The sequence below is a fragment of the Frankia sp. AvcI1 genome (assembly GCF_001420875.1).
GTDB classification, from domain to species: Bacteria; Actinomycetota; Actinomycetes; order Frankiales; family Frankiaceae; genus Frankia; species Frankia alni.
Genome location: NZ_LJFZ01000035.1, coordinates 47,361 through 62,235, shown reverse-complemented (window position 1 = coordinate 62,235; position 14,875 = coordinate 47,361). Strand labels below are relative to the sequence as shown.

Annotated in this window: 10 protein-coding genes and 10 pseudogenes; 10 read left to right on the top strand and 10 right to left on the bottom strand. The window is 73.0% G+C overall.

Features of this window, described 5'->3' with window-relative positions; genetic code table 11:
- Window positions 1-42: 42 nt before the first annotated feature.
- Window positions 43-561, top strand: a 519-nt coding sequence (locus UK94_RS66985; RefSeq protein ID WP_235490118.1) for an ABC transporter substrate-binding protein, incomplete at its 5' end; no start/stop codon positions are given.
- Between the two features lie 87 nt (window positions 562-648).
- On the opposite strand, the pseudogene UK94_RS66980 reads toward UK94_RS66985, so the two are convergent.
- From UK94_RS66980 to UK94_RS27105, 10 genes and pseudogenes are all read right to left on the bottom strand, one after another.
- Window positions 649-833: pseudogene (locus UK94_RS66980) on the bottom strand (ABC transporter); the annotation flags it as partial.
- Between the two features lies 1 nt (window position 834).
- The coding region (locus tag UK94_RS27135; RefSeq protein ID WP_235490116.1) for an ATP-binding cassette domain-containing protein at window positions 835-1,347 on the bottom strand (513 nt) is incomplete at its 3' end.
- The gene (locus tag UK94_RS27130; RefSeq protein WP_011602674.1) at window positions 1,344-2,192 is read right to left on the bottom strand and encodes an ATP-binding cassette domain-containing protein; all 849 of its coding nucleotides are present in this window, start codon (window positions 2,190-2,192) and stop codon (window positions 1,344-1,346) included. The genes UK94_RS27130 and UK94_RS27135, both read right to left, overlap by 4 nt.
- Window positions 2,193-2,615: 423 nt before the next feature.
- A pseudogene (locus tag UK94_RS66970) lies at window positions 2,616-3,506 on the bottom strand (branched-chain amino acid ABC transporter permease); the annotation flags it as partial.
- A gap of 1 nt (window position 3,507) precedes the next feature.
- A partial coding sequence (locus UK94_RS66965; protein ID WP_235490113.1) for a branched-chain amino acid ABC transporter permease occupies window positions 3,508-4,480 on the bottom strand: 973 nt, incomplete at its 3' end.
- 101 nt (window positions 4,481-4,581) lie between these two features.
- Complete coding sequence (locus UK94_RS27120; RefSeq protein WP_055752060.1) at window positions 4,582-5,070, bottom strand: hypothetical protein; 489 nt, start codon at window positions 5,068-5,070, stop codon at window positions 4,582-4,584.
- Window positions 5,071-5,755: 685 nt separating this feature from the next.
- Entirely contained in the window at window positions 5,756-6,217 is a 462-nt protein-coding gene (locus UK94_RS27115) for a hypothetical protein (RefSeq protein WP_063822686.1), read from the bottom strand.
- Window positions 6,218-6,507: 290 nt separating this feature from the next.
- Window positions 6,508-7,503, bottom strand: a complete 996-nt coding sequence (locus tag UK94_RS27110) for an NAD-dependent epimerase/dehydratase family protein (protein WP_011602679.1) — start codon at window positions 7,501-7,503, stop codon at window positions 6,508-6,510.
- An 8-nt stretch (window positions 7,504-7,511) separates the two neighbouring features.
- A pseudogene (locus UK94_RS66960) lies at window positions 7,512-7,815 on the bottom strand (transcriptional regulator); the annotation flags it as partial.
- A gap of 1 nt (window position 7,816) precedes the next feature.
- Window positions 7,817-8,966 (bottom strand): annotated as a pseudogene (locus tag UK94_RS27105) (helix-turn-helix transcriptional regulator); the annotation flags it as partial.
- A 702-nt stretch (window positions 8,967-9,668) separates the two neighbouring features.
- Here UK94_RS27105 and UK94_RS66955 point away from each other — a divergent pair.
- The 9 genes and pseudogenes from UK94_RS66955 to UK94_RS27070 all read left to right on the top strand — a co-directional run.
- Window positions 9,669-10,094 (top strand): annotated as a pseudogene (locus UK94_RS66955) (nicotinate phosphoribosyltransferase); the annotation flags it as partial.
- A gap of 1 nt (window position 10,095) precedes the next feature.
- A pseudogene (locus tag UK94_RS66950) lies at window positions 10,096-10,576 on the top strand (nicotinate phosphoribosyltransferase); the annotation flags it as partial.
- Window positions 10,577-10,596: 20 nt separating this feature from the next.
- Window positions 10,597-11,168, top strand: a pseudogene (locus UK94_RS66940) (nicotinate phosphoribosyltransferase); the annotation flags it as partial.
- Window positions 11,169-11,352: 184 nt separating this feature from the next.
- Complete coding sequence (locus UK94_RS27090) at window positions 11,353-12,015, top strand: NUDIX domain-containing protein (protein WP_011602684.1); 663 nt, start codon at window positions 11,353-11,355, stop codon at window positions 12,013-12,015.
- 140 nt (window positions 12,016-12,155) lie between these two features.
- Entirely contained in the window at window positions 12,156-12,446 is a 291-nt protein-coding gene (gene clpS, locus UK94_RS27085; protein ID WP_041938928.1) for an ATP-dependent Clp protease adapter ClpS, read from the top strand.
- Window positions 12,447-13,712: 1,266 nt separating this feature from the next.
- A pseudogene (locus UK94_RS66935) lies at window positions 13,713-13,909 on the top strand (DUF2017 family protein); the annotation flags it as partial.
- 1 nt (window position 13,910) lies between these two features.
- Window positions 13,911-14,019 (top strand): annotated as a pseudogene (locus UK94_RS66930) (DUF2017 family protein); the annotation flags it as partial.
- A gap of 1 nt (window position 14,020) precedes the next feature.
- Window positions 14,021-14,252, top strand: a 232-nt coding sequence (locus UK94_RS66925; protein WP_235490111.1) for a DUF2017 family protein, incomplete at its 5' end; no start/stop codon positions are given.
- A gap of 117 nt (window positions 14,253-14,369) precedes the next feature.
- Window positions 14,370-14,759: pseudogene (locus tag UK94_RS27070) on the top strand (M67 family metallopeptidase); the annotation flags it as partial.
- Window positions 14,760-14,875: the final 116 nt, after the last annotated feature.

Genomic DNA, 14,875 nt, shown 5'->3' with positions numbered 1-14,875 from the left:
GACGGTGNCAACGCGCAGCTCTGCAACTCCATNGAGAGCCANANGCTGGGCCTGCAGGCCAAGGTGACCACGCCGCAGGGCTGGGCGAACAACATCGGCCAGGTGTACAGCGCATCGCCGAACTGCCGGAACACGATCTACTCGACCAGCGGCTCGGCCAACTACCAGGACACCTCGATCCCCGCGGTGGCACAGTTCCAGAAGGATCTCCAGGCGGCGGCGCCCGACCGGGTGGCCAAGGAGAACCTCTGGACGCTGGAGGGCTACGCCTCCGCGCAGTGGCTGACCGATGCGATCCGCTCCTGCGGCGCCAACGTGACCCGCACCTGCGTCGAGGCGTTCATGAACAGCGGCAAGGACTATGACGGCCATGGGCTGCTCATCCCGACCGGTCGCAATTTCACGAAGGCCGCGCAGCCACCCGCCGAGGACAAGAACTGCCTGAACGTCGCCCGCTGGAAGGACTCGGCGAACGGCGGCAAGGGCGGCTGGGAGTCCCAGGTCAAGGACATGAACACCAACTGCTTCACCGTCCCGAACCTGCCCTACCCGGCGGGCTGACGGCCGGCGGCCCCGCCCGTGGACAGGAGGACTGTCGACGGGCGGTGGCCGCCGAGGCTGGGGAGTAGTGGTTCAGGCTGAGGTGGTTCAGGCTGAGGTGCCGGCGGGCGTGCCGCCGGCGAACTCGGCGGGCGTGCCGACGAAGGACCGTTCCCCCCGGTGCAGGACGTAGACCAGGTCGGCCATGGCCAGCGCCTGCTCGGTGTACTGGTCCGCGAGCAGGACCGTGGTGCCGGAGGCGGCCACGGTCGCCAGCCAGCCGAACAGGTCCGNGGCGACCTTCGGGGACAGGCCGAGCGACAGCTCGTCGACCATGAGCACCGAGGGGCGGGCGAGCAGGGCCCTGGCCAGGGCCAGCATCCGGCGCTCGCCGCCGGACATCGAACCGGCCCGTTGGGTGAGCCGCTCGCGCAGCCGGGGGAACGAATCCAGCGCCGGGGTGATGTCGGGATGCCCGCTCGCCTCGGCGATGATCTGCAGGTTGTCCCGGACCGACAGGGTGGCGAACACGGCCCGCTCGTCCGGCACCAGCATCAGGCCACGGCGTGCCCGGTCGACGGTGGACAGCCGGGTGATGTCCTCGCCGCGCCAGGTCAGGGTGCCCGCCCGCAGCGGGATCAGCCCGGACAGCACCCGCAGCGTGGTCGACTTGCCCGCGCCGTTCGCCCCCAGCAGGGCGGTCACCTTCCCGGCCGGGATGGCGAGGTCGAGGCCGTGCAGGACCTCGACCGTGCCGTAGCCGGCGCGGGCCCCCGTCAGTGCGAGCTCGGCGGTTGCCGTCGTCACCGTGCCTCCCCGGACTGCCCCGCCGCGGCGAGGGGTGCCTGCGCCAGGTACACCGACCGCACGGTCGGGTCGTTGCGGACCGTCTGCGGGTCGCCGGACGCGACGACCCGGCCGCCGACCATCGCGTACACCTGGTCGACGACGGAGAACACGAGGTCGACGTCGTGGTCGACGATGACGATGCCGACCCCGCCGGCGGCGGTCCGCCGCAGCAACTGCGACAGCTTGGCGGTCTCCTCGCTGTCCAGGCCGCTGGCGGGCTCGTCGAGCAGCAGGATGTCCGGGCGCGCGCACAGCGCCCGCGCGAACTCGACCAGCCGCAGCGCCCCGGTGGGCAGCGTGCCGGCGATCGTGTCACGCACGTCGGACAGGCCGAGGGAGTCCAGGACCTCCTCGACGATCTGGGTCACCGGCCCCTTCGGCGCGAGCCCCAGCCGTTCGAGCCCGCGCTCGATGCTGTGGCTCACCCGGCCCCGGCCCTGGGCGGACAGGCCCAGTAGGCCGCCGGCGTAGTCCCGGCGTCGGTTCTCCGCGCCGACGAGCAGGTTGTCCGCGACGGTGAGGGTGGGGAACAGCGAGGGGACCTGGAAGGTCTGGACCAGGCCGCGGCGCGACCGGATGTCCGGCCGCATCCGGGTGATGTCGGTGCTGCCGAGCACGACCTTGCCCTCGTCGGGCTGCTCGACGCCGGTGAGCAGGCTGAACAGCGTCGACTTGCCGGCGCCGTTCGGCCCGATGAGACCGGTGATCATGCCCGGTGGGGCGACGAGGTCGACGTGGTCGACCGCGGTGAGGCCGCCGTAGCGGCGCACCAGGCCCACGGCCTGCAGCACGTGCCGGCTCATGCCCGGCCTCCCTCGGCTGGGTGGGTCCCGGTTCCAGCCCCGGTGCCGGCGCCGGCGCTGGACGGCTGCGGCACCGTCGGGCGCGGGGCGCCGTCCGTGCCCGTGGCCTGCCGCTGACGGGCCACCGCGGTCTGGCCGGCGGCGTACTGCTGGACCATCGCCACCAGGCTGGCGCCGAACGGCGTGAGGTGGGGAGCGTCCGCGGGCAGGCCGAGCTGGTTACCGGACAGCGGCCAGNGGGCGTAGTGCCCGGCACGGGCCGCCCCCAGAGTCGAGCCGACCCCGGGGATGCCGGTGCTGCCGGTGATGCCCGTCGTGGCCGGCAGGTGGCCCACCGNGGAGATGCGCACCGGCACCGGCCGCGGGGCCCGCTGGTTGGGGTCGACGAAGCTGTCGGCGAGGTACTGGGCGAGCAGCCGGAGNCCCCCGCGCACGGCAGAGGCGAGCCCGCCGGGCATCCAACCCAGCGCGAGGGCCAGGATGCCGATGGCCAGCGTCGACGATCCGGCCGGGGCCAGCACGTCGATCGTGACCATGAACGCCGCGGCCACGATCGCGCCGGCCGCGCTGTCCGCGCCGAACACGATGACCGCCGTGAACCACAGCAGGCTCTGTAGCGGGGCGAAGTCGTCGGCGGAGAACGAGTAGCTGCTGTGCACCAGCAGCGTCCCGCCCAGGCCGGCGACGACGGAGGAGACGGTGAACGCCAGCAGCTTGAGGTTGCGCACGTCGACGCCGACCGCGGCCGCGCCCTCGGAGTGGTCGCGCAGGGCGAGCAGGGCCCGGCCGAGCCGGCCGTGGTGCAGGTTGCGCACCACGAGCAGGCCGATCCCCAGGCAGATCAGCTCGAAGACGTAGAAGGCCTTCTCGGACAGCTCCCAGCCGAACAGCGACAGCGGGTCGAGGTACAGCCCGGTGGCGAAGGTGGGCTGCTCGAAGACGAACCGGCTCACGACCGCGCCGACCGCGAAGGTCGTCAGGGCCAGGGTCAGCCCGCGGCGCCGGATCGCCGGGTAACCGGTGATCAGGCCGATGGGGGCGACGAACAGCGCACCGACGAACATCGACGCGATCCCGGGGATCGCCGGCAGGCCGAACAGGTCGCCGTTGGCGAGCTTGAGCGACAGCAGCGCGCCGAGACCCGCGAAGCCGGCGGAGCCGAGGGAGAGCTGCCCGCTGTAGCCGGTGACGATCACCATCGACAGGAAGATCAGGGCCAGCGCCGGGACCATGAACGCCGAGCGCAGGTCGGAGGGCGCGAAGGTGAGCGGTGCGAGCAGCAGCGCCGTGCCGCCCAGCTTGCCGAGGTAGTCCNGCCGGAAACGGGCGCCGCTGACTCGCCCGGACGGTGGCGCGCCGCGGCTGGAGAAGCTGGCCGTCGCGCCGGAGTCGCCCGAGCCCAGCTCCCGCAGCTTGGGGACGGCCAGCAGCAGGACCAGCAGGGCGACGATGAACAGGTTCGACTGGAGCACGGTCAGGATCTGGCCGGCGTCGCCATGCAGGGTGAACTGCTTGAGCTCGCTCTGCAGGATGGCGATGCCCAGGGCGGTGAGGACCGCGACCGGCATGCTCGACAGCCGGGCGGCCACGACCACCGCGAAGGTCTCCAGGACCAGCAGGGTCAGGCCGTAGGGGGTGAGCTGGAAGCGGGGGGCGAGCAGGATGCCGGTCAGGCCCGCCATCGTGGTGCCGGCGGCCCAGCCGGCGGCCGCCACCTTGTCCGCGGGCACGCCGGACAGCTCGGCGAGCTGGCGGTCGTCGACGACGGCCCGGATCTGGCGGCCGAAGGCGGTGCGGGCGGCGATGATGCCGATGACCGCCGCGAACACCACGACCATGATCAGCTCGGCCAGCGCGTCGACGCCGACCCGGGAATCGCCGAACAGCCGTACCGACGAGTTCGGGAAGATGCTGGGAGCGTCGCTGCGCGCCCCCAGCCCCCAGATGCCCGCGGTGATGCCGAGGCTGAGCACCAGCACACCGAGGCTGGCGACGAGGGATTCGGCGGCCGACGCCCGCCGGCGAGCCAGCGGCCGGAACACCAGCCGTTCGAGCAGCAGCCCGATGCCGGGGGACACCACGGCGAGGGCTACCACGGCGGCCAGCCAGATCGGCAGGTCCCACTCGACGACCATCTCGCGGAAGACGTAGGCCACCAGGGTGGCGATCCCGCCCTGGGCGAGGTTGAGCACGCCGTTGGTGCGATAGGTGACCAGCAGGCCGATGCCGGACAGGGCGGCGATCGCGCCCAGTGAGAGCCCGGCCAGCGCCAGATCGATGCTGGTCATCGGCCACCCCCTCGGCGTGGTCCGGCGCCGGCCGGGTCAAGTGTGATCACGGGAACGTGTGCCTTCCGGAACGCCGTCGCGATGCGGGCAGTCGCCGGCGGTCAGGCGCGCGGGCCGGGGGCGCTGACGCCCGCCGGGCGGGTCGATCCGCCCGGCGCGGAGTCACCGGCTGCGTTGTAGTAGGCGTTCTGCGGTGGGGCAGCGGGCTGCTGCTGGTAGGCCGCCTGGGCCGGGGTGGTGGGCAGCGCGCCGCCGGCCTGCTCACCCACGGTCGCGGCCGCGATGATCAGCGAGTGCAGATCGTCGACCTGGCCGACGGTGCGGGCCTGCGCGGCCTGGGCCGCATCGAAGCGGTCGGCCACCAGCAACGCGCTGCCGATCAGGACGAGCGCCAACCCGCCGAAACCGCCGGACACCACGTACGGTAGCTGCAGCGCGACGTCCGTCTCCTTGGAGACGCCCAGGTAGCAGCCGAGAAGCAGGACGCCGCCGGCTGCCGCCACCACCCATCCACGCAGCGCACGGACCACGTCGACCACCAGGCGCGCGGTGGGCCGGGGGTTACCGGTCCCAGCGGTCTGCTCGTCCACTTTCGTCTCCCCCATGGAGCGTCTCGTCGTCGGTCGTTCGGGCGGAGTCCCGTATGGCGCCCGTCCCGGGTGATGATCCGGGCCACGACAGACGTCAGATTAGTGCGCGGAGCTGACCAGGTGCTCTGTCGGGTGGCCCACGGATGTTCCCGGCGAGCTCCGGCGGCACGGGAGGCTTCGTCGCATTCGGTATACGAGGATAGGCCAACGTCCGCCAAGGTCGGTCAAGTATGTCCGCTCACGGACAGTCTGGGCCTTATGTCGGCGCCCGTCGACCCCAGGACGATCGGTTTGCCCCGCCCGATGCGCGCGAGGCCGCGAACCGACACCGGCGGGCGCCGCTGCGGCGCAGGCCGCCGCCCGCATCCGGCGGCGCCCCGCCCGTCCGGTCGGCGCCGCGGGTGGGCCTCGCCCGACGCGACCAGACCGGAGTGCCGCGGTGCGAGCCGGACCGACGGCCCGTCCCGCACCTGCCGGCCGGCCCGGCGGATTCGGGCCGGTCGGCGGACCTGCCTGCCGGCCGGCCCGTGCGTTCGCGGGCGGTGGTGATGTGTTGGGGTTCTCGTGCCGGGAAGTCGCCCTTTCGGGCCACCGGCGATGTTTCTGGGTGTGGATTGCGGAACCGGTGACTACCCGTCGTCGTCCGGGGGACGCGGCTCGCCCGGCGGACCCGCGGCCCCGCGGATCAGTCCGACCGGCGAGGCTGCGCGGGGATGACGGTCGGAGCGTCGAGGACGTCGCAGAGCACGGCGACGCCGAGTGCCGCGGCGATCGCGCCGTGTTCGGCGACGGCCCCGCCCGTCGCGTCGTGCTCCCGGGTGAGCGCCCCGGGCCCGGCGTCGCCGGCCCGCGGGGCGTGGGCGGCTCCGGCCGGCGTCTCCGCCGCGCTGGGCTGCTCGGTCGCGCCGGGGCCCTCGGTCGCCGTGGGCGGGGTGGGGAGCAGGTCCGCGCAGCGGTCCACCCAGACGCGTCGACGCTGCCCGAGCTGCCGGTCCTCGACCTCCAACGGCCCGGGGACGCCACCCATCGCGGCCTGCAGGTGGGCCCACGCGTGCGCCGCCGACCAGCTGGTGAAGGAGCCCAGGTACTCGCCGTCGTAGTCGTAGACGTGACAGGGCCGCAGGCCCAGGTGTCGGTCCGCCACCATCACAGCCAGCCCTTCGGGGTCGGGAAAGCCTGTCAGGATCCATCGTCGCGCGGGTCGGAACTCTCTGCCGACGGAACCGACCGGGTCGGTCCGACCAGTTCGCCGAACCCCGTCGTCCGGGATGTGACTCCGAGCCGGCCGCGCCGGAAGCGCTGGTCTCGAGCCCAGAGGTCACACTTCGCTACAGGTTACGGGGTGTGCACCGTGGGCGGTAGCCCGGGATGTCCGCCGCGGGACGACGCCGGACACCTCCGGACACCGCCGGACGCTGTCGGGGACGCCGCGCGGCGTCAGGTGATGATCGGTACGTTGCGCTGGCGCGGCGGCACGCCGGTCCCGCCGGACGCCCGGCCGTACCGCCAGGCGTCCGCGACGATCTGGTCGATGCTCGACTGGGGTGAGCCCCAGCCCAGCTCGGTGCGGATCCGCCGGCTGTCCCCGATGAGGGCCTTGGGCTCGAGGACGGGCGGGCAGTGGATGCGCCGCACCGGGCGTCCGCTGGCCCGGCCGACGGCCGCCAGCACGTCGATGATGCTCACCCCGACGCCGCTGCCCACGTTGAACACCGAGCAGCGTCCCGGCGTGGCCGCCGTCAGCGCCGCGTGGTAGGCGGCCGCCATGTCCCGGACGTGGACGTACTCCCGCAGCGCCTGCCCGTCCCCGTTGACCCGGAAGACGTCGCGGCGCCCGGAGGCCACCGCGATCGCCGCCGGGATGATCCGGCTGTCGTCCCGGTCGTAGTGCCCCTCGACGGCGCCCGCGACGTTGAACGAGCGCAGGATGACCGCGCCGACCAGGCCGGTGCCGGCCTGGTGGCTCAGCAGGCGCTCGGCGGCGAGCTTGGACGCGCCGTAGGGGTTGGACGGGTCCGGCGGGCGGCTCTCCGGGACGCCGGTGAGATCGACGTCGCCGTAGACGGCGCAACTGGAGCCGAACACGAACGCGGGCGCGACTCCGGTCCGCTCCGTGCCGATCTCCAGCGCCGTGAGCAGGTTGACGGTGCCTGTGAGGTTGGCCTGGAAGTAGCGCAGGGGAGCCATCCGCGACTCCCTGACCCGGGTCAGGGCCGCGAGATGGCACACCCCGTCGAAGCCCCGGTCCACCCCCGCGGCGGTGAGCTGCCGCGGGTCGAGCAGGTCCGCGGCCACCACCTCGACGCCGGGGGCGAAGGCCGGCGCCGAGGTGCGGTCGCGGACCATCGCGGTCACCGCGTGGCCGTCGGCCGCGAGCGCGTCCGTGACCACTCCGCCGATGAATCCGGACGCACCGGTGACCAGAACGCGCATGTCCCGGATCAGGACGCCGTCCGGGCGCGCACGCCGGGCAGCAGCGTCTCGCGGTGGCGCCAGGCGAGCTCGAGGCACGCCGCCGCCGACGGAGCGATGGGCTCGGTGTCGACGAGCCGGCGCAGCGCGGTGTGGGTGAACGGGATGCCCTCGGTCACCGCCCGGTTGGGGCCGGCCGTGACGACGGATCCCTCGGCGTTGCTCTGCACCATCCCGCCGAACAGTTTGTCGAAGGCGTCCGCATCGATGACCACGACGGTGAGTATCTCGCCGAACAAGGTCAACGCGTCGAGGCCGATGCCGAAGTACGACNCCCGCACCGAGCCCGCCCGCCGCGCCTGCTCGAAGGAGCGGAACGGCTCGTCGGTGTCGTAGTCGATCGGGCGCGACGAGCTGCCGTCGTGCTCGGGGTTGCCGAGCAGTTCCTCGCTGAGTTCCCGCATGATGTTGCGCCACAGGTCGAAGTCGGCCTCGTGGTGGAACGCGGTGATCCCCGACGGCTGGAACACCCCGGCGGGGATCACGTGGTAGACCCCGCCGGCGGTCGCCACCGAGCCCGCGCTGCGCCGGTGCAGGAAGAAACTCGCCTGACCGCCCCGATCGTGCCGGATCGTCAGGGTGTTGATCGACGGCAGGGCCACCCGGCGGCCGAAGTCGAACGGGTTGCCGATGCGCGCCCGGAACGGCAGCGCCGGCCAGGACAGCCCGGTGCCGGCCATCGCGGCGGCCGCCTCGTGGGCCACCGTCTCGCACACGTCGACAGCGTCGAAGTAGGTCGTGTGGCCGAAGTTCAGCGTCGGCCGGTTGTCCGCCGTCGCCGGCGCCGTGCCGTCGCCGCCGATGTCCAGCAGCCGGAAGCTCAGCCGGTTCTCGAACAGCGTCGGCCGGTCGAGGTCGCGCATCGCCCGGGTGTAACGCTGGTACCGGGTCTGCGCGCTGCCACCGCCGAGCAGCGGGCGGCTGCCGGCCGTCTCCGGCTCGTCCCCGCGGATCAGCGGCGGTTCGACCTTGTCCTGCCAGTGCAGGGCGACCTCGTCGATGTCCACCGGCCGGTCCCAGACCCAGCCCGGCCGGGCCAGCAGCCCGCTGCCGAGCCGGTCGGTCTCGGGGTAGAGCCGCACCGCGGCCCGGGCCAGGCTGATCCGGTGGTGGTTGAGATGGTCGCGGGTCAGCCGCCAGGCGCGCTGGCTGGCGGCGACCTGTTCGGCCGCGGGACTGCGTGGGCCGGTGTCCCGTCGGCGGTCCGCCATCGCGCCGGGCGCCAGGCCCACGTCCTCCGGGGACAGCGCGAGGTTGCGGGCGATGTGGCGCAGCGTCGAGATGTCGTGGATGGCCCGGCGGCCGCTTTCCACCTTCGAGACATAGGACTGGTCGAAGCCGAGTCGATCGGCGAGTTGCTGCTGCGTCAGGCCGTGTGCCTGCCGGTAAGCCCTCAGGAGCTGGCCGACGCCGACGCTGGCTGGNGTGGCCCGCGGCGGCGTCCAGAGCCAGGTGTGACCAGTCACCCGCTGTCCTCTCGTCCGACAATCGTGTTACGCGAAGTGAGNATAACGAGTCGGGCATCTGAGAGCGCAGTGACATAAATCGACCACCCCATACGGAGGTGGNCCGGTGGCATCCTGCAACATCTTCGCTGCCAAGCGTTATGCGGTGCTGTTCCTGTCATCCCGGCGTTCATTGGTTGGGCAACCCGTCGGACAGATCGAGGACGACCACGACAATGATCGCGACGAGTATCCAGCGGAAGAAGCCGATGCGGCTCCACACGTCGCGGGCGATGCTCCGGCCGGCTCGACCGCCGAGTACGAGCAGAGCGAGCAACGCGCCGCCGACGACGACGATGAAGATGCCGGCATTACTCTGGTCCACGCTCAAGACGATCGCATGACGGCGTCGGACGACTACGGAGGTCCTGTCCCATTGCCGCCGATCGGCCCCGAACCGCGCCATCCTGCGCGCGCACCCGGCCGGCACGAGGTCGATCGCGGGCGTGGTCACGGCGAGGNACTCCCGGTCGGTGGCGGCGTGGGGCGGCAGGGTGTGAGGGACATCATGCAGGACTGCGTCCGCCCCACCGTCGGATCAACACACCTCCCGGCACGCCGACCGCCTCCCCTTCCGCCACCCGCGGGATGTCGTCAGGCGCGCATCTGAACGGGCTCGTNCCTAGCCTGTTCCGGATGTCCACGGCACTTATGACCGATCACTATGAGTTGACCATGCTGCGGGCGGCGCTCCGCTCCGGAGCGGCCAACCGTCGCGTGGTCTTCGAGGTCTTCACCCGCTCGCTGCCGCCCGGCCGCCGCTTCGGCGTGTTCGCCGGCACCGGCCGGCTGCTCGACGCCCTGGCGGACTTCCGTTTCGCCCCGCCCGAACTCGCCGCGCTGCGTGCCGCCGGCGTGGTCGACGACGACACCGCGGCCTGGCTGGCCGACTACCGCTTCCGCGGCGACATCCGCGCCTTCGCCGAGGGCGAGCCGTTCTTCCCCGGCGCGCCGGTCCTCGCCGTCGAGGGGACGTTCGCCGAGTCGGTGCTGCTGGAGACGCTCGTGCTGTCGATCCTCAACCACGACAGCGCGATCGCCGCGGCCNCCGCCCGGATGGTCGCCGCGGCAGGCTCGCGGCCCTGCCTGGAGATGGGCTCGCGGCGCACCCACGAGGCGGCGGCCGTCGCGGCGGCGCGGGCCGCCTACCTGGCGGGCTTCGCGGCCAGCTCCAACCTGGAGGCGGCGCGGACCTACGCCGTGCCCAGCGTGGGGACCAGCGCGCACGCGTTCACCCTCGTCCATCCCACCGAGGCCGAGGCGTTCGCCGCCCAGGTGGCCGCCCTGGGCCGCGACACGACACTGCTCGTCGACACCTACGACGTCCCCGCGGGCATCGCCGCGGCGGTGGCCGCCGCCGGGCCGGAGCTCGGCGCCATCCGGATCGACAGCGGTGATCTGGGCGGGCTGGCCACCGCCGCCCGGGCGCAACTCGACGCACTCGGCGCGCCCGACACCCGGATCATCGCCACCGGGGACCTGGACGAGCACGCCATCGCCCGGCTGGGCGAGGCACCCGTCGACGGTTANGGCGTAGGGACCAGCCTGNTCACCGGGTCCGGCGCGCCGACAGCCGGGTTCGTCTACAAGCTCGTCGAGGTCGACGGCGTCGCCGTCGCCAAGAAGTCGGTGGGCAAGTCCAGCCGCGGTGGACGCAAGCGGGTCGTGCGCCGCCACGACCCCAGCGGCCGCGCCGTCGCCGACGTCGTCCTGCCCGCCACGGCTGCGGCCGTCACCGCCGCTCCCGCCATCGTCCCCACCGCCAACGCCACCGCCAACGCCACCGCCACCGCCACCGCCAACGCCGCTGCGGTGGCTGCGGCTGGGGCGCCGTCCGCCGGCACCTCGTCCGCCGGCACCTCGTCCGCCGGCCGGACCCTCGCCGCCGTGCCGGTGACAGCGGCGGAGGCCGGGATCCGGTCCGGCGAGTCCCGGGACCGTGAGCTGCTCCAGTCGATCGTCGTGGGGGGCGAACTCGTCGACAACGACCTGGTCGGGCCCGCCGGCACCCGACGGGCCCGTGAGCACCACGGTCGGGCGTTCGCCGCGCTGCCCCCGACGGCGCGCGACGTGCGCTTCGGTCAGCCGTGCCTGCCCGTCGTGCACACCACCCACGCCTGACGCCGCGCCGCCGCGCCCGCCGCGGCCCCGCTGGCGGGGAGGGGGCCGTGTGCGGTGGGGTGGGCATGGCCAGACTGGAGGGGTGCCGCCCGCCTCGCCGCCGAATCAGGTCCGCGGTCCGCGTGACGGCGACGACGGGCGGCGCCGTGGTGACGCCGTCACGCCGCCGGTCGTCGCCGTCAGCGTGGACCTGGTTCTGCTGACCCTGCGCGGCGGCCGGCTCTGCGTCCTGCTGATCCGCCGGGACCCGCCATTCGACGCCGCCTGGGCACTGCCCGGCGGCTTCGTCGACGGCGACGAGGACCTCGACACCTCGGCATCACGCCAGTTGTGGGCCGAGACCGGGGTGACCACGACCGGCCATCTCGAACAGCTGCGCACCTACGGCGGCCCGCACCGAGACCCGCGGGCCCCAGGGGTCAGCGTCGCCTACCTGGCCCTGCTGCCGAACCTGCCGCAGCCGGCGCCCGGCCGGGACGGCCCCCGTGCCCGGTGGTGGCCGGTGGCGGATCTGGACTCTCCGGACGGCCCCACCCTGGCCTTCGACCATCCACGGATCGTCGCCGACGGGGTCGAGCGGGCGCGCGCGAAGCTGGAATACACCCCGCTGGCCGCCGCCTTCTGCGAGGACCAGTTCACCCTCGCCGACCTGCGTCGTGTCTACGAGGCCGCCTGGGACGTCGCACTGGATCCGCCGAACTTCCGGCGCAAGGTGCTGTCCACGCCCGGGTTCGTCGTCCCGCTCGGCCGGCGCACCTCTCCGCGCGGGGGCGGGCGGCCCGCCGAGCTGTACCGGCGCGGCTCGGCCACCGCGCTGCATCCGCCGCTGCTACGCCGCTCCGTCTGACCGCCGCTGCTACGCCGCTGCTTCTGACCGTCGCCGCCTCGTCGCCGCCCCGTGGCGGGACGTGAGCGGGGGGTGCGCCGTCGCATCTCACCGTGCCCGGTGACGGGTCAGGGCGCGGGAATGGCGTAACAATAGGCCTCGTGTCTGTCACCGCCGTGTCGCCTGTCGACGTCGAGGAAGCCGACGAGACCCTCGACGACGATCGGCCGTGGGTCACGATCGTCTGGAACGATCCGATCAATCTCATGTCGTACGTGACCTACGTCTTTCAGAAGTTGTTCGGCTACACCAAGTCAAAGGCCACCGAGCTGATGCTCGACGTCCATCACAAGGGCCGGGCCTCGGTCGCCACCGGTACCCGGGAGGAGATGGAGGCCGACGCGGAGCGCCTGCACGCCTACGGTCTGTGGGCGACGATCGCGCAGGACTGACCAGCCTGGGCGAGCGGCGCCCGGCTCGGCGGCTGCGGGCGAGCGATCGGGTTGCCGACGGTCGCCACGAGGTTCGGTGCGCCCGTCGACGGCTCCTCGTCCTTGCCTCGTCCCTGCCCTCATCCCTGCCCACGTCCGTCGGTGACCAGGCGTGCACGGAGCCGTGCCGAGGTTTGGNCACGCTTTCGCGCCGAAGACCGTGCCCAAACCTCGGCATACTGTGGCCGCAATATGGCAGGAACCGGGTTGGTCGAGGCGGGGCTGGCCGGCGTCGGGGTGGGCGCAGCGGGCTGGCCCGCGTCGGGCTGGGCGGCGTGGGGACGGGCGGTGTGGGCTGGGCGGCGTCGGGCTGGCCGGGACGGGCTGGGCGGCAACGGCCGCCGGTGGCTGCCGATCGGTCTCGTGGCGACGTAAGGTTGCCCAACTCTGCAGCTCCGTCGTGACAACGAGGCCACAAAGGGCTAGCTGGATCGGGTCTAGCTGGCCGAGGTCGGCCGCCGGTGGCAGGCGCGGCGCCGGCGTGCGCCCGCCGCCCGGGGCGACGGGCGGCGGGTGAATCTGTCCGGGGCGGAGCGAATGCCGGAGGCCGGTCGGCCAGGCTGTGGGCCGGTGCTCGACAATGTGCTCGGCGGGTCGAGAAGGCGCGGGCGGGATTCGTCCGGACAGGTCCCGGCAGAGTCCCACGGGGGGCGATTCCGAAAAAGCCGAGGGAATCCGGATTCCCCGTTTTCTGGTGGAACGGCCCGTTCCGTAATTCGGTCCTGCTGGACTGCGGGGATGAATCCGGGCTGTGCGTATCGGGCGTCGAGGAAAATTCGACCCTGCCGTCCGGAATATTCGGGTAGTCGGGCTCGGGCTTCTCGCGTTGGCGTCGCGCGGCCACCGCACGACTCCGCTCGGTGCCGGGTTCAACGGCGTCCGTATCGCAAAGTTGGCCAGATTCCGGGTGGGACGACCGCGCTACCCCTTCCCGGGGATCCACCCCGAGAACGCCTCCCTCCCGGGCGTCCCGAGGCCCGGGCGCCCTGGGCCCGACGCCCCGAAGCGGCATGCGGGGCCGCTGTGCCGGCTCGACTAGGCTGGCGATGGTCAACCGCCGGACGTCCGCCGTGGCCCGCACTGCGCGCCCGCTTCCGTCTGCAGGCGATGGCGTCGGCGCGTCGGGACCCGTCGCGCCGACGGTCGAGGCGCGCCGGCGTCGGCGGTGACCGACGAGACTTCCGCGGGCAGGCGCCGCGGACGAGCGGTGATGGAGGGCACGACGTCGTGGCTGCTGACGGTTTCCGTCGCACCCGGTCCGGGATCGAGCTGCGGCTGCCGCAGTGGGAGTCGGCGCTGCTGTCCCAGCTCGTCGGCCAGATCGAGGCGTTGCTCGAACCGCCGCCCGTGGAGGACCCGCTGGAGGCGATGGTCGGCCTGCGCGACACCGCCCCGCCCCCGCCCGAGGACCCGGCGATGGCCCGNCTGCTTCCCGACCCGTATCCGGACGACCCGATGGCCTCCGGGGACTTCCGCCGTCGCCGCACCGACGACCTGCTCGCCCGCAAGCGCGACGCCGCCCGTCGCGTGCTGGNCGCCATGCCCGCTCCCGGGTCCGTACTCGTCCTCGACGAGGACGCCGCTCAGGACTGGCTGACCACCCTGAACGACCTGCGGCTGTTCCTGGGCACCCGCCTCGCACTGACCGACGACGACTCCACCGACGAGCTGGAGCGGATGGATCCGGAGGATCCGCGCTACCCGCTGGTGGCGACGTACGTCTTTCTGACCGGGCTGCTCGACGAGCTGACCCGGGCACTGGACTAGGCCTGGACCACGTCTGGACCAGACCGCCGGGACGATCCGGGGCGCGACCGGGACGGTCTCNTCGCCAGGACCGCCCAGACCGCCCCTTCCACGTCGTACGGTGGGCCAGTGCTGCGCATCGACCGTGCCTTCTACGAGGCGATCGTCGCCCATGCCCGCCGTGATCATCCCGACGAGGCGTGCGGAGTCGTCGCCGGCCCGGTGGGTTCGGATCGGCCGGAGCGGTTCATCCCGATGGAGAACGCCGAGCGTTCGCCCACGTTCTACCGCTTCGATTCGAAGGAGCAACTCCGGGTCTGGCGGGAGATGGACGACCGCGACGAGGAACCCGTCGTCATCTACCACTCGCACACCGCGACCGAGGCGTTCCCGTCCCGCACCGACATCTCCCTGGCCGCCGAGCCCGGTGCACACTACGTGCTGGCCTCCACCCGGGAGTCCGATCACACCGAGTTCCGGTCCTTCCGGATCGTCGACGGCACGGTCACCGAGGAGCCGGTGGAAATCNTCTGAGGGCCTGGGACGTTGCAGTGGCGGAGCCGGCGTGCGACGGCGCGCGTTGAGGGGGGTGGCGGCGTGACCGGTTCCGGTGGCGGTGGTGCGCGAGCGAGGCGGTCCGGGAC

Coding starts and splice junctions, on each gene's coding strand:
- UK94_RS27130 (WP_011602674.1), bottom strand. CDS start 2,192: ATGAGCCGGCACGTGCTGCAGGCCGTGGGCCTGGTGCGCCGCTACGGC.
- UK94_RS27115 (WP_063822686.1), bottom strand. CDS start 6,217: ATGGTGGCGGACCGACACCTGGGCCTGCGGCCCTGTCACGTCTACGAC.
- UK94_RS27110 (WP_011602679.1), bottom strand. CDS start 7,503: ATGCGCGTTCTGGTCACCGGTGCGTCCGGATTCATCGGCGGAGTGGTC.